13 protein-coding genes are annotated in these 13,856 nt (G+C 47.7%); 5 read left to right on the forward strand and 8 right to left on the reverse strand.

Annotation, left to right across the window (positions count from 1 at the left end):
• Positions 1-8: 8 nt before the first annotated feature.
• Complete coding sequence (gene ndk, locus ACSYSY_RS05530) at positions 9-431, reverse strand: nucleoside-diphosphate kinase (RefSeq protein ID WP_491706588.1); 423 nt, start codon at positions 429-431, stop codon at positions 9-11.
• Between the two features lie 128 nt (positions 432-559).
• Between ndk and abc-f the strand changes: the two genes are divergently transcribed.
• Positions 560-2,455 carry a ribosomal protection-like ABC-F family protein gene (gene abc-f / locus ACSYSY_RS05535; RefSeq protein ID WP_491706589.1) on the forward strand — a complete coding sequence of 632 codons (1,896 nt, stop codon included), beginning with the start codon at positions 560-562 and terminating at the stop codon, positions 2,453-2,455.
• Positions 2,456-2,511: 56 nt separating this feature from the next.
• Positions 2,512-3,702: an AI-2E family transporter gene (locus ACSYSY_RS05540; RefSeq protein WP_491706590.1), complete on the forward strand. Its 1,191-nt coding sequence runs from the start codon at positions 2,512-2,514 to the stop codon at positions 3,700-3,702.
• 21 nt (positions 3,703-3,723) lie between these two features.
• On the opposite strand, the gene ACSYSY_RS05545 is transcribed toward ACSYSY_RS05540, so the two are convergent.
• The 4 genes from ACSYSY_RS05545 to ACSYSY_RS05560 form a co-directional block, all read right to left on the reverse strand.
• Positions 3,724-4,122: a hypothetical protein gene (locus ACSYSY_RS05545; protein ID WP_491706591.1), complete on the reverse strand. Its 399-nt coding sequence runs from the start codon at positions 4,120-4,122 to the stop codon at positions 3,724-3,726.
• 34 nt (positions 4,123-4,156) lie between these two features.
• Positions 4,157-5,302 (reverse strand): DegT/DnrJ/EryC1/StrS family aminotransferase, encoded by a 1,146-nt coding sequence (locus tag ACSYSY_RS05550; RefSeq protein WP_491706592.1) that lies wholly within the window; start codon positions 5,300-5,302, stop codon positions 4,157-4,159.
• Between the two features lie 151 nt (positions 5,303-5,453).
• The gene (locus tag ACSYSY_RS05555; RefSeq protein WP_491706593.1) at positions 5,454-5,867 is read right to left on the reverse strand and encodes a MarR family transcriptional regulator; all 414 of its coding nucleotides are present in this window, start codon (positions 5,865-5,867) and stop codon (positions 5,454-5,456) included.
• Between the two features lie 172 nt (positions 5,868-6,039).
• Entirely contained in the window at positions 6,040-7,461 is a 1,422-nt protein-coding gene (locus tag ACSYSY_RS05560; protein ID WP_491706594.1) for a leucyl aminopeptidase family protein, read from the reverse strand.
• A gap of 84 nt (positions 7,462-7,545) precedes the next feature.
• Here ACSYSY_RS05560 and ACSYSY_RS05565 point away from each other — a divergent pair, with 84 nt between their 5' ends.
• The 3 genes from ACSYSY_RS05565 to fdxA all read left to right on the forward strand — a co-directional run bounded on the left by ACSYSY_RS05565 (position 7,546) and on the right by fdxA (position 10,732).
• Complete coding sequence (locus ACSYSY_RS05565; protein ID WP_491706595.1) at positions 7,546-10,020, forward strand: helicase-related protein; 2,475 nt, start codon at positions 7,546-7,548, stop codon at positions 10,018-10,020.
• 9 nt (positions 10,021-10,029) lie between these two features.
• Positions 10,030-10,299: an RNA-binding S4 domain-containing protein gene (locus tag ACSYSY_RS05570; protein WP_491706596.1), complete on the forward strand. Its 270-nt coding sequence runs from the start codon at positions 10,030-10,032 to the stop codon at positions 10,297-10,299.
• A 100-nt stretch (positions 10,300-10,399) separates the two neighbouring features.
• Positions 10,400-10,732, forward strand: coding sequence for a ferredoxin FdxA (gene fdxA, locus ACSYSY_RS05575; RefSeq protein WP_491706597.1), 333 nt, complete (start codon positions 10,400-10,402; stop codon positions 10,730-10,732).
• 154 nt (positions 10,733-10,886) lie between these two features.
• Here the strand turns inward: fdxA and cyoD are convergent, their stop codons facing one another.
• From cyoD to cyoB, 3 genes are read right to left on the reverse strand one after another with little or no spacing between them, the layout of a single operon-like run.
• Complete coding sequence (gene cyoD, locus ACSYSY_RS05580) at positions 10,887-11,222, reverse strand: cytochrome o ubiquinol oxidase subunit IV (protein WP_491706598.1); 336 nt, start codon at positions 11,220-11,222, stop codon at positions 10,887-10,889.
• Positions 11,222-11,833, reverse strand: a complete 612-nt coding sequence (cyoC, locus tag ACSYSY_RS05585; protein WP_491706599.1) for a cytochrome o ubiquinol oxidase subunit III — start codon at positions 11,831-11,833, stop codon at positions 11,222-11,224. Before cyoC ends, cyoD begins: the two co-directional genes overlap by 1 nt.
• Positions 11,834-11,850: 17 nt before the next feature.
• Positions 11,851-13,848, reverse strand: coding sequence for a cytochrome o ubiquinol oxidase subunit I (gene cyoB / locus ACSYSY_RS05590; RefSeq protein ID WP_491706600.1), 1,998 nt, complete (start codon positions 13,846-13,848; stop codon positions 11,851-11,853).
• Positions 13,849-13,856 lie beyond the last annotated feature (8 nt).

Genomic DNA, 13,856 nt, shown 5'->3' on the forward strand with positions numbered 1-13,856 from the left:
ACTCCCCCTCAGGGAAGAATTTCTGTTTCAGCGAAGAAGAAGCTGATTTCGCGGGCAGCATTCTCAAGGCTGTCAGAACCATGAACAGAATTTTCGCCAATGCTTTTGGCAAAAAGTTTGCGGACTGTGCCTTCAGCGGCTTCGGCAGGATTGGTTGCACCCATAACTTCACGGTGACGGGCAACAGCATTATCCCCCTGAAGGACCTGCACAACAACAGGACCGGAGATCATGAAGGAAACCAGCTCACCAAAGAAAGGGCGGTCCTTATGGACTTCATAAAAAGCACCGGCTTCTTTTTCGCTCAGCTGGATACGCTTCTGGGCAACAATGCGCAGGCCGGCATCTTCAAACACGGCATTGATCTTGCCGGTGAGGTTACGCTCTGTTGCATCGGGTTTAATAATGGAAAGTGTACGTTCCAAGGCCATTTTCTGTCCTCTCTTTACTATAAAAGATAAGCTTTCCTGAACTCACTAGAGGAAAAATAGGGAATCTGATAGGGTGTGAGGACTTTTTTTATTATCAAAATCACGATTACACTCTTTGGGGATGGCTTTTGAGTCTTCTTGTTATCACTAATTTAACACTTCGCATCGCTGGTCGTCCTTTGCTTGAAGACGCCTCCCTCACCATTGATCCCGGACGCAGAATTGGCCTTGTTGGGCGAAACGGTGTCGGGAAATCCACACTCCTCGCCGCTATTGCCGGAGATATTGCCCCTGATGGGGGGACGATTACACTTTCCAACCGTGCCACAATCGGCAGAGTTAAACAGGAAACACCTTCCGGCCCGCAATCCCTGCTTGAAACAGTTCTGGCCAGCCATGAAGAACGGACCACTCTGCTCCATCAGGCTGAAACAGTCACGGACCCTCAGCTTCTGGCAGAGATCCACGAAAGACTGATTGCCATTGATGCCCATACGGCCCCTGCCCGTGCCAGCATTATCCTTGCCGGTCTGGGATTTGACCATGAAGCCCAGCAGCGGGCTGTTTCAGATTTTTCTGGTGGATGGAGAATGCGCGTTGCCCTGGCCAGTGCTCTTTTCCTTGCGCCTGATCTGCTTCTTCTTGATGAGCCAACCAATCACCTTGATATCGAAGCGACCCTTTGGCTTGAAAACTGGCTGACAAAATATTCCGGGGCGGTCTTAATGGTCAGCCATGATCGCTCCCTGCTTGATAACACGGTCAATGCCATTGCCCATCTTGATCAGGGGAAAATCTCTGTAACGCCAGGGGGATATGACCGCTTCATCCAGATCAAAACAGAACAGGCCCTGCAACAAAACCGTGCTGCTGAAAAGCTTTCTGCCCAACGGGCAAAAATGGAATCCTTTGTTGCACGCTTCAGGGCTAAAGCGACCAAAGCCCGGCAGGCTCAGGCCCGCCTGAAGGCCCTGGCAAAATTACCCCAGATTGAGTCCGTTATTGAGGCGACGCCTACGGTTTTCTCTTTCCCTGAACCTGAAGCGCTTCCTCCTCCAATGATTCGCCTCGAAAATGTCTCTGTGGGCTATAACGGAAAGGCTGTTTTACGGGGCCTCAATCTGCGGCTTGATATGCAGGATCGGGTCGCTCTTCTGGGCCAGAATGGGCACGGTAAATCGACTTTCGCCAAACTCCTTGCCGGAAGGCTCACACCTCTTGAAGGGGAGCTCTCAACCAACCCACGCCTGAAAGTCGGATATTTCGCTCAGCACCAGAGTGAAGAACTTGTTATGGGAGACAGCCCTATAGCCCATATGGCACGCGCCTTGCCTCAGGCAACACCAACAGCTGTCCGGGCTCAGCTCGCTCGTTTCGGGCTCGATTCAACAAGGGCCGAGACACCGGTCGGAAATCTATCCGGTGGCGAAAAAGCACGCCTTCTGCTTTCTCTGGCAACACGTCACGCCCCCCATCTTTTATTATTGGACGAGCCAACCAACCACCTTGATCTGGACGCCCGTGATGCCCTGATTCGCGCCTTGTGTGATTTTGAGGGCGCTGTCATTTTAATCAGTCATGACAGTTATCTTGTCGATTCTGTCGCTGATGATCTATGGATCGCTGAAAATGGCACAATCACCCCTTTCAAAGGGGATATGGCAGATTATAAAGAATGGCTTGAAACAAGGGCCCGTCGTGCTACGTCAGGAACATCAGCCAGGGCGTCTGAAAATAAAAAAACGTCAGAATCTGTTTTAAAACGCGCTGAAAAAAAAGAACTTACAAGACAGTTGGCTCCCCTCCGGCGAAAAATCAGGGAGCTGGAAGCGCAAATGACAAAATTATCTGATATAAAGAAAAAACTTGAAGAGAAACTCGCCTCTCCTGCACTCTATACTTCCGGGAATACTGCCGACATTACAAACCTGAACAGTGAACTTTCCAAAACAGAGCAATTGCTCGAAAAAACGGAATTATCCTGGTTTGAAGCGCAAGATGAACTGGAAAAGAATAATATTTAAGGCCGCCTCATGACATCAGCCTTATTCATAAAAGTTAATAAAAGGATGCCACTTTCATGGGATTTTTCTTTTACCGTCCGCAACCTACGGAGAAAGAGCCTCCTTCACGCGCTTTAAGCCAGCTTGTTACACTGATACGCTCTGTCATCATTCTGACGCTCATCATACTGGCCCTCTGGCTGGTAGGTGACGTTCTGACGATTGTTTTCGCGGCAGCTCTGATGGCCATTGTCATGCATGGCCTGGCAAAATTATTAAGGAAACTTCTTCCTTTTATTCCTTACGCCGCGGCGGTCGGTATCGTTGTCGTGGCCATTATAGGGTTATTTACAGCCCTGATCTGGAGTAACGGGCCAGCTATCGGGGATCAGTTTATCAGCCTGAAAACAGCCCTGATTACGCAATCTGGTGATCTGAGAGAGCATTTGTCTCATTCAACACTGGGCCGTCTCATTCTTGACCATTTACCAACCTCTGTTGGCGGCAATGATAATCATAACCCTCTTGGCAGCCTTGGCTTTGGACTGGCGGGCTCAGTAACGGGCTTCTTAAGCAGTGCCTTAGGTCTGGTAGGAACGATTTTTGTCGTCCTGATTTCCGCCTTTTATTTCGCCATTTCTCCTTCCCTCTATATTAATGGCTTTCTACGGCTGGTTCCCCCCACACACAGAGAGGCAACCCGGGATCTCCTTTTCTCGGCAGGGGCCACCTTATGGGCATGGACGTCTGGCCAGGCTCTAGACATGTTTGTTGTTGGCTGCCTCTCTGGCTTAGGACTCTCCATGATTGGCGTTCCATTGGCTCTAGCGCTTGGAGTCGTGGCGGGACTTTGCAACTTCATCCCCTATATTGGAGCCATCCTGGGAGCTGTCCCGGCGCTGATTATCAGCCTCTCAGTAAGCACCAAGGAAGCTTTTCTGGTGGCTATTCTCTATACGGTCATCCAGTTTTTTGAGGGAAATGTGCTAGCCCCCCTCATCCAGCGCCGCGCCGTCCATATGCCTCCCGCAATTGCCATTCTTTCACAGACGGTTTTCAGCTCTATTTTAGGTGTGCCAGGGCTGGTGCTGGCCTCCCCGATCACAGCAGCTCTTCTGGCTGTTTTTGATAAGGCAATGCCTCCACTCGAAAATGCTGAGGCTGTTCAGGTCGCTGTTTCAGAAGTAAGCCGGGAGGAGCTGGATGCTCGCAAAAAACAGGAAGCGCAGAACGCTGAAGATAATAAAAAAGATCAGAAGGAAAACTGATCTTTTTATAACTCTCACAGATTATTTTTTAGCGATCCATGGAACATCGGGAAAGTTTTTCATCAGACTTTCCAGCTGCTCTTTGTTGGTAGAGCTCATTCTGAAGGGCCCATTCAATTCTGACTGGACACCAGCCACATCATCTCCATGACGGAAATGCCAGAAGGAGAGATAAAGCTTCTGATGATCTTTACCTTCCAGCAGAAATTGCACTGAAGGCGCTCCCGGTGCTTTTTCGCCTTTTTTGCCCCAGCCACTTCTATGTTGTTGGAACCACTGAGCAAGTTTTCCCACTTCTTTTTCATTAAGAAGACGCTCGGCAGGCTGGATCATATGCCCATTTTCAGGAGTCGGGAAAGGAAGAGGCCGCAACATAGGCCAGGCAAATATCCATATCAGAACCACAGGCGCCAGGACCATGATGATACCTCCCAGAAGAAAGGTATTTTTGCTTTTAAACGTCATAATGGTCAGCCCATTTCTGAATGGTTGTAACGACATATTCGCACTCTTTCTCCGTCAGATCAGGGTGCAAAGGAAGCGCCAGAACAATCTCGCCCGTTGCTTCAGAGACGGGCAACGATACACCATCGTGATAATTTATATAAGCCGGTTGCTGATGCAGGGGCTTAGGATAATAAATGGCTGATGCGATATGATGATCGGTCAGCCACTGTCTCAGGGAATCGCGCCCCTGTCGTGAGGGTAATGTGATGCAATAAACAGCCCAGGCACTTTGACTGTCTTTTATACGTTCAGGCCTTTGAACACAGTCAGGCAGGAAGCGGTCATAATAACAGGCAATAGAGTCACGTTTGACCAGTTCTTCTTCAAAGACCTCAAGTTTTGCGAGCAGAATGGCTGCCTGTATTGTATCCAGACGAGCATTCAACCCTATTTTCTGGACATCATAACGCTCTTTCCCTTCCCCATGAGACTTCAAAGAGCGATAGAGGGCCGCTTTCTCTTCATTATTGGTAAGAATAGCGCCCCCATCTCCATAACATCCCAGAGGCTTTGAAGGGAAAAAAGAGAGGGTTGTCGCCTGAGCCTCCTGCCCCAATTTACGCCCTTTATAGGACGCTCCAAAGGATTGCGCACAATCGGCGATAAGGACAAGACCGGTTTGTGAGGCAAATTCTTTCAGTTCATCCCAGGGCGCAGGCTGCCCGAATAGATCAACAGCAATAATCGCAGAAGGTTTTAAGGTGTTTTCTTTTAAAACGCTTTGATAACGTTCTTTCAGTGACAAAAGACTGATCTGAAAACTTTGGGGATCAATATCCACAAATACAGGGACAGCCCCTAACAGCAAAACAACTTCGGCTGTTGCTGTATAGGTAAAAGCCGGCAGGAAAACAGCCATACCCGGCCCGATATTTTCGGCCATAAGGGTGATTAACAGCGCATCTGTTCCAGATGAAACAGCAATAGCATGATGAGCACCGCTATATCGAACAAGCGCCTGTTCAAGCTCCTGAACTTCCGGTCCCATAACAAACTGGCAATGTTCAAAAACACGATTTACGCGCTGCTTTAAACTCTTGCCGAGACGAGCCTGTTGTGCTGGCAAATTCAGAAAAGGTACGAACCCGACCATAAAAAGCCCTTAACGACAATGATATCCGTCGGAACTTTATCAATAAATGTTTGAAAAGTCTAAAGAGCTTCTAAATGCTTATGAAATGAAGGGAATGACCACAAAGCGATCATTCCCCATTTGCGTATAAAAGTGCTGTTGTTACGAAAGATCAACCAAATTTACGCAGCTGGAAGTCAGCTATTTTGTCAGAAGCTGATTTCTTATTTGCCTTGAAAGAAAGGTCGCCTGCAACGGCATGATCCATAATAGCTCCCAGTTCACGCAAATAGGCAGCCCCTTGCATCGTGCGCTGAACGAGCACAGAGCGACGGTCCAGCGGATCTGTTTTACGCCGTGCAAGATCCAATTCACCAAGACGGTCAAGAGCCCGTGTGATAGCTGGCTTAGAGACTTTAAGAAGCTCGGACAGGCCACGCACTGTATGGGCCCCATCCTGCAGGTAGCAGGTTAAAAACACAGCAAGCTGACGCGCTGAGAGGTCAGGCCCTTCACGGCGAACACTTTCGACGATTGTATCACGCAACACCAGTAATGTCTGGTTTGTCTTTTTCGCACGATTCATAGAACCACCTTTTAATGTTCGTTCATTTGAAATCATAATCGTCTGTCCGACCTTGGTCCGACAAATCATCTTCACTCAAATGACTTATTCGAAACGATGCAGCAAGTATATTGGAATCGTAACAAATCAGGAATTGCCTCAAACGCTCAACAGCTATGCTTTTTTCTTATAACTAACCCTGAAATTCGTTTGAAAACAGTGCAAAGAGTGCTCTGAATGCCCGCATTTCACCGCCTTTAGGGTGGCAGGCCGTACGCTGATCATTCCATGCATAGCTATCTATATGGGCCCATTTCTGCTCTTTTTTAACAAAATTCTGCAAATATAACGCTGCCGTAATGGCTCCAGCCATTGGCTTACTAGAGACATTATTGCAATCCGCTATATCGCTCTCCAGCCATGTTTTATAGCCTGACCATAGCGGCATACGCCATAAGGGATCAAAGCTGTCCGTTCCTGCCTTCAGGATTTTCTGTGCAAACATGTCATCATTACAGAACAAGGCAGGCAGGTCCGGCCCCAGCGCGACTCTGGCTGCACCGGTCAGAGTGGCTGCATCTATAATAACATCCGGCTTTTTTTCACCCACGTCTGTAAGCAGATCGCATAAAACCAGGCGTCCCTCTGCGTCGGTATTTCCAATTTCAACGCAAAGCCCTTCCCGCGTGTTAATAACGTCACCCGGCCTCATAGCATGACCTGAAACACTATTTTCCACACAGCCAAGACGTAAATCGATTTCCAGCTCCTGACCTGTTTCAATGAGTGCGCAGGCCAGTCCGAGCATAAGAGCTGCCCCACCCATATCTTTCTTCATTTTCAGCATGGAGCTTCCTGGCTTCAGATCATAGCCCCCTGTATCGAAACAGACGCCTTTCCCCACCAACGCGATATGAGGCGCCCCCTCTTTCCCTTTCCAATGAGCCGACAGAACGGCCCCTCCCCTGTCAGACCCGGCCGCGACTGCTGCAAGCGCTGGATAGCCCCGCTTTAGATCTTCGCCCTTTGTGATTGTAACAGCGGCACCGCGCTTCCCAAGTTCTGACGCAGCAAACTCCGCCAATTCCTGCGGTCCCAGAATATTGGCTGGCATATTGATGAGATTACGGCCCATCCAGACCGCCCGTACAATCGTCTTCACCTTCTCTAATCTCTCACGGGAAAACGAAGCCGGAACGAGAAAACGTGGCCCTTCTGAAACAGTTTTTCTACCTGATAAGCTAAAATCATAGCTATCCAGCCCTATCGCCAGAAAAACACTTTCCAGCAATGTTTCATCTTCAGACTGAACAGACCAGATTCCTCCGGGCAATCTGGATGCCAAAGCACCAAAAGATTCCGGGTTTGCAGGGTTATCATAAAAAGCGATTGCCCCTCTCATCCCGTCCTTCCCGGGAAGAACAAAAATTGTTCCGGACTCACACTTTCCTTTACCGGCCGTGAGATAAGACCAGTCATTACCGCATAGAGCCTGCGCCCTTGCTTTATCGTCTTTATGCAACAGATATAAAGGGATACGTTCCGAAACGTTTTCTTCTTCAATGAGAGGAAGGGACAAAGATAATGACTGCAAAACTGTTTCCAGATCCAACATTCTTCACCTATAAAATGCTTTTCGTTCAAACACATTGTTCTGATTTGTTCATTTCACCCTACGCATTATAAGGCATGGATGCACATGACATTAAGTTCATCCGGTTACCTCCATGCCGTCCTGGGACCAACCAATACAGGAAAAACACATTATGCCCTCTCCCGGATGCTGGGATATGAAAGCGGCATTATCGGCTTTCCACTTCGCCTGCTGGCCCGGGAAAATTACGAACGGCTCGTTCAACTGAAAGGCGAGGAGGCTGTCGGATTGATTACGGGGGAAGAAAAGATCCTTCCTCCCAAAGCAAAATGGTTTTCCTGCACCGTTGAATCCATGCCCCTTGACCGGAGGGTCAAATTCATTGCGGTTGACGAAATCCAGCTTGCTGGCGATCCTGATAGAGGCCATATTTTTACCGATCGCCTTTTTCATGCCAGGGGAACAGAAGAAACTCTTTTCCTTGGAGCTGAGCTGATCCGGCCTCTTCTGAAAAAACTTCTCCCCGAAATTGTCATTGAAACGCGTTCCCGTTTATCAAAACTGACCTACACGCCCCCTGTTCCACTGAACCGTCTTCCAGCCAGAACAGCCATCGTCGCCTTTTCCGCCTCGGAAGTCTATGCGCTGGCTGAATCCATACGGCAGAAAAGAGGTGGCTGCGCTCTGATTATGGGGCGCCTCAGTCCACGCACGCGCAATGCCCAGATTGAACTTTATCAGAAAGGTGAAGTTGATTATCTGGTCGCGACAGATGCGATCGGTATGGGTTTAAATATGGATGTCGACCATGTCGCCCTTTCGTCGCTTAGAAAGTTTGACGGCAGGACCCACCGTTCCCTGAGCTTACAAGAAATCGCCCAGATTGCCGGTAGAGCTGGCAGAGGGATGAGAGACGGCACATTTGGCACGCTCACCACCAGCCCTGCTCTTACTCCTGAAACCATTACAGCCATTGAAACACATAATTTCGCGCCTTTAAAACAAATTTACTGGCGGGAAAATTTTCTGGATTTCACAAATCCTCATTCACTTCTGAAATCGTTACAGACTCCCCCTCCCCAGCCTGAACTGATCCGAGGCCGGGAAGCTTCTGACCTCGCTGTACTGGAGTATCTGACAACATCCGACCTTATGAAACATAGTGTTTTCACTCCCAAAACCACCAGGCTTTTATGGGAGGTCTGCCAAATTCCCGATTTCCGGAAATTAGGAGATGACAGTCATGCACAACTCTGCGGGAAGCTCTTTTTATATCTCGCCAAAGAAGGCAGGATTCCCACTCACTGGATTGAAGGACAATTACGGGCTCTTAATCAAAGTGACGCCAATATTGATACACTTATGCAACGTCTGCAAAGCGTGCGTATCTGTTCCTATATCGCTGCCCACCAGAACTGGTTACCTCGAAATCGTTATTGGCAGGAGCAAAGCAGTGATGTTGAAAACAAGCTTTCTGACGCTTTGCATGAACGTTTAATAGCGCGTTTTGTCAATAAACGTGCTGTCACACTTCTTAAACAGAATTTCTCAGACCATAAGGGAAGCCTTTTTTACAACATTACCAAAGACAAACATATCCTTATTGAAGGACATGATATCGGCCAGATTAAAGGCTTTACGATTAAACTGGACGAAACCACAAATAATGCAGAGAAAAGCCTCCTGCTTAAAACGGCACGACAGGCTCTTCACTCTGAAATGCCTGCGTTAATTCGCGATTTTATGAATCGTCCGGTTTCAGATTTATCATTTTCCAGCCATGGAATCATAAGCTGGGATCACGTTCCAATAGCACATTTAAAAACCGGTAAAAGTTATTTCGAACCTGAAATAGCGCTTCTACCAGGTGAGTTTCAGGATAAGACCCAACGTCATAATGTTTTGAAACATCTTCAACAGTCCGTCTCAGCACTGATTGATATAATGTTGGAACCACTTCATGCGGCGCAGATATCCACACAGAATGATCCCCTACTGAGAGGTATTCTTCACCGTTTATATGAAGATGGCGGAATGACGCTTAAGCAGAAAGAAGACCGTCATCTCACGTCAGCTCAACGAAACAGTCTCTATCAAAAGAAGATTGTTGTGGGTGAGCGCTATATTTATTGCTTTCCACTTTTTAAAAGACCCCTGACACCACTCTTCATTATCCTTCATGCTCTGTGGCATAAAGACCATTCTGAAAAATTACAGCTTGAGCCAGGAATGGTTAAACTCCGCTCTGCAATCCTTTCAGTGATTCAGCTGGAAAAAATACTCAAGCTTATTAATCGTAACTGGAAAAAGCTGGACTCTGCGCCAGCCCCTGCCAATCTTGGCGCTTTATTGGGCGTCAAAAAGCCTTTAGTGACAGACATTCTTAAAGAGCTGAATATCGCTTATCAGCTCCCTCAAGATCTGCCTGAAAATATTTATGGCCCTCCAGCGCCCCTGATTTTGAAAAAAACAAAACCCAGCACTGGCCGGAAGAGAAAGGATAGAAAAAAGATAGACAACGCCAAGGGCATAGCTGATTCTCCATTTGATATTCTCAAACAGCTTCATTTCAGGAAATAAGGGCCCACTATGGATTCACAACGTCTGGATTTATGGCTCTTTTATGCCCGGTTTGCCAAAAGCCGTCAGATTTGTGCAAATGCTATTGAAAAAGAACAGATGTACTTAAACAAAAGGCGCATCTCCAAAGCCCATACAAAATTACGGATAGGGGATGTTCTGACTTTTCCTTTGCCGGGGCGCCCCGCTATTGTTAAAGTATGGCGGATTGAAAAATTAGGAACACGACGAGGGCCTGCTCCTGAAGCGGCACTCCTTTACAGTGAAATTCTCGAATAAGCGTTTTATGCTTGCATAATACCCCTGATTTTCGCATACCATTCTGGAAAATTCTGATTTCAGGCTTATTTTAAGGCCATCATAAGAACTGGAGACGGCAATGACCTATGTGGTCACAGAAAACTGCATCAAATGCAAATTCATGGATTGTGTAGAGGTTTGTCCGGTTGACTGCTTCTATGCGGGCGAAAATTTCCTGGTCATCAATCCTGATGAATGTATTGATTGCGGTGTGTGTGAGCCGGAATGCCCCGCAGAAGCTATTTTCCCTGATAGTGATGAAAGATCTGGCCCCTGGATGGAAATCAATGCCAGACTGTCAAAAGTGTGGCCCAATATGAGCCAGAAGGGCACTCAGCCTGCGGATGCTGAAGAATGGAACGGCAAGCCCGATAAAGCCCAATATTTGTCTGAAGAACCTAATAAAGATTAAAATTCTTTAGTTCGAACTTTAAAAGCCCTGGCCTTTCGTAAGGTCAGGGCTTTTTTTATGTAATTCAGCCTATCCGGCTCACCTTAATGACAAAAAAAGACCGGCAGAAAATCCTGCCGGTCCTTTTCATTACTCAGAATGCTGAGGATATCTCTTAACGAGACATCATATGCATCTGTGTATCCCACAACACGAAGAGTGAGCCTGCGAGGATAACCAATACGGAGAAAGCCGTAATGAGAAATGTCATCAGGACCCAACGCTGCTTGGAGCTTGTATTCATATGAAGGAAAAACACCATATGAACGACAATCTGAATCGCTGCCAGGACGCTTATAACTACCAGTGTTGACCAGAAGCTCAATGCTTTGCTGATAACAACAGCAAAAGAGGCAACTGTCAGAATAACTGCTAATATAAAGCCGATGATGTAGGAACCGTAAGAGCCGTGGCTCTCACCAGCTGCAGATGTTGCATGATTCTGGCTCATTACATCACACTCCCTAGATAAACGAAGGTAAAGACGCAGATCCAGACGATGTCAAGAAAGTGCCAGAAAAGGCTCAGGCACGTAAGCTTGCCGATCATCCGCTCTCCAAGTCCCTGTTTACCCATAATCTGGAAGAACAGAACGATCATCCAGATCAGACCAAACGTAACGTGAAGACCATGCGTCCCAACCAACGTAAAGAACGAGGAAAGGAATGCAGAACGATCTGGTCCATGCCCTTCACCAATCAGCTCGGAGAATTCCTTCACTTCGAGAACGACGAAGGAAAGTCCGAGGATGAACGTAACGAGCAACCAGGTCAGAACTGCGGATTTGCGCTGTGCGAAGGCATTGATCATCGCAAATCCGTAAGTGATGGAAGACACCAGAAGGATAGCCGTTTCAATCCCGACATTTTTAATGTCGAAAAGCTGCTTCCCTGTTGGACCACCTGCATATTGATGGCACATCACAGCAAAAACCGTGAAAAGCGTACCAAACAACACACAGTCCGTCATCAGGTAGATCCAGAACCCGAAAACCTTAACTTCGTTATGGTCTACGTGCTCTTCGTGGCCAGCTACGGATGAGTGAGTCGTGTCAGTAGACATAGTGATTCATCTCCTCCTTATTCTGCCGCATGCGCTGCGGCAAGCCGCTGTGCAAAAGCATCTTCGTTAGCCTGGATCTCTGAAACAGGAACGTAATAATCTGTGTCCAGATCAGCACTGCGAACGATGACAGAGAGCGCGATTCCGAGGAATCCAAGCCCTACCATCCACCAGATATGCCAAACCAGAGCAAAACCCATAATAATGGTGAACAGACCGATAATCGCACCAACGCCAGTATATCGTGGCATATGGATTGGCTCAAGCGGTGTCACAGGTGCCGGACGGCCCAGCTTTTTCTCGATATGGAATGTATCAAGACCTCTGACAACAGGGATACGGGCAAAGTTGTAATGCGGTACTGGTGAAGGAAGTGACCATTCAAGAGTACGACCGGAACCCCAGTTATCGCCGGTAAGATCGTCAGCATCATGTTTACCTTTTACAGCGTCAACAACAGCCAGAACCAGCTGTGCGACAATGCAAAGTGTACCCAGGATGATAATGAAAGCACCAACACAGGAGACCAGCATCAAAGGATACCAGTTCGGGTTGTCATAGTGGTTCAGACGACGTGTCATGCCTTCAAGCCCCGCAATATACAGCGGAACGAATGTGACATAATAGCCGACAAACCAGCAACGGAATGCCCATTTTCCGAAGAACTCATTCAGCTTGTAGCCAAAAACTTTCGGGAACCAGTAGACCAGACCTGCGACGTAACCGAAATACACACCACCGATAATCGTATTATGGAAGTGAGCCACCAGGAAGAGTGAGTTATGAAGAACCCAGTCAGCTGTTGGCATAGCCAGCATAACACCGGTCATACCACCAATTGAGAAGGTGATCATGAAGCCCACGATCCAGTTCATCGGACCTACGAAACGTACGCGACCTTTATACATGGTGAAGAGCCAGTTAAAGATCTTAACACCTGTCGGGATCGCAATAAGCATTGTAGCAATACCAAAGAAGGTATTGACGTCTGCACCGGCACCCATTGTGAAGAAGTGGTGAACCCACACAACACAGCCAAGGAAGCAGATCGCGCCACTGGCATAAACCATCGTTTTGTAACCAAAAAGAGGCTTACCAGAGAAGACAGATGCAATCTCGGAGAAGACACCGAAAGCAGGCAGAACGAGAATGTAAACCTCAGGATGTCCCCATGTCCAGATCAGGTTGATATAGAGCATGACGCTTCCGCCACCATCATTGGTGAAGAAGTGCATTCCAAGGTAACGATCAAGTGAAAGCAGAGCCAGAGTAACCGTCAGCACCGGGAAGGTGATCAGGATCATGATAATGGCATAGAAAGCTGTCCATGTGAAAACAGGAAGCTCCATCCATTTCATGCCAGGGGCACGCAACTTAACGATCGTTGTGAAGAAGTTCACACCAGTCAACAGCGTTCCGACACCAGAGATCTGAACAGCCCAGATATAGTAATCAATACCAACACCAGGGTTGAAAGCCAGCTCTGAAACTGGTGGATAAGCAAGCCAGCCAACGTTCGCAAACTCACCAATGAACAATGAGATATTAACCAGCACAGCGCCAGCTAATGTCATATAGAAGCTCACAGAGTTCAGGAACGGAAAGGCAACGTCACGCGCACCAATCTGGAGAGGAACCACAAAGTTGAACAGACCTGTCATGAATGCCATGGCCATGAAGAAAATCATGATGGTGCCATGAGCGGAATAGATCTGGTCATAGTGGTGAGGAGGAAGATAACCAGGGTTACCGTTAAAGGCGAGTGCCTGTTGTGTACGCATCATGATCGCATCGGCCAGACCACGCACAAGCATGACAATTGCCAACACAATATACATAACGCCAAGCTTTTTATGATCGACTGTTGTCAACCACTCGCGCCACAGATATCCCCATTTACCGAAATAGGTAATTGCCGCTAATACAGCAATCCCTATGACTGCCACCGCGATAAATGTCCCCACAAGAATGGGTACATCAAACGGGATGTCAGATAAGGTTAATTTTCCGAGCATCTTTCGGT

It is taken from the genome of Aristophania sp. ESL1100 (assembly GCF_058511235.1).

Bases quoted from the DNA above. Each gene is read 5' to 3' on its own strand.
- ACSYSY_RS05570 (WP_491706596.1), top strand. From the start codon at position 10,030: ATGGATTCACAACGTCTGGATTTATGGCTCTTTTATGCCCGGTTTGCC.
- ACSYSY_RS05565 (WP_491706595.1), top strand. From the start codon at position 7,546: ATGACATTAAGTTCATCCGGTTACCTCCATGCCGTCCTGGGACCAACC.
- ACSYSY_RS05560 (WP_491706594.1), bottom strand. From the start codon at position 7,461: ATGTTGGATCTGGAAACAGTTTTGCAGTCATTATCTTTGTCCCTTCCT.
- ACSYSY_RS05550 (WP_491706592.1), bottom strand. From the start codon at position 5,302: ATGGTCGGGTTCGTACCTTTTCTGAATTTGCCAGCACAACAGGCTCGT.
- fdxA (WP_491706597.1), top strand. From the start codon at position 10,400: ATGACCTATGTGGTCACAGAAAACTGCATCAAATGCAAATTCATGGAT.
- ACSYSY_RS05555 (WP_491706593.1), bottom strand. From the start codon at position 5,867: ATGAATCGTGCGAAAAAGACAAACCAGACATTACTGGTGTTGCGTGAT.
- ACSYSY_RS05540 (WP_491706590.1), top strand. From the start codon at position 2,512: ATGGGATTTTTCTTTTACCGTCCGCAACCTACGGAGAAAGAGCCTCCT.
- cyoB (WP_491706600.1), bottom strand. From the start codon at position 13,848: ATGCTCGGAAAATTAACCTTATCTGACATCCCGTTTGATGTACCCATT.
- cyoC (WP_491706599.1), bottom strand. From the start codon at position 11,833: ATGTCTACTGACACGACTCACTCATCCGTAGCTGGCCACGAAGAGCAC.
- cyoD (WP_491706598.1), bottom strand. From the start codon at position 11,222: ATGAGCCAGAATCATGCAACATCTGCAGCTGGTGAGAGCCACGGCTCT.
- ndk (WP_491706588.1), bottom strand. From the start codon at position 431: ATGGCCTTGGAACGTACACTTTCCATTATTAAACCCGATGCAACAGAG.
- ACSYSY_RS05545 (WP_491706591.1), bottom strand. From the start codon at position 4,122: ATGGTCCTGGCGCCTGTGGTTCTGATATGGATATTTGCCTGGCCTATG.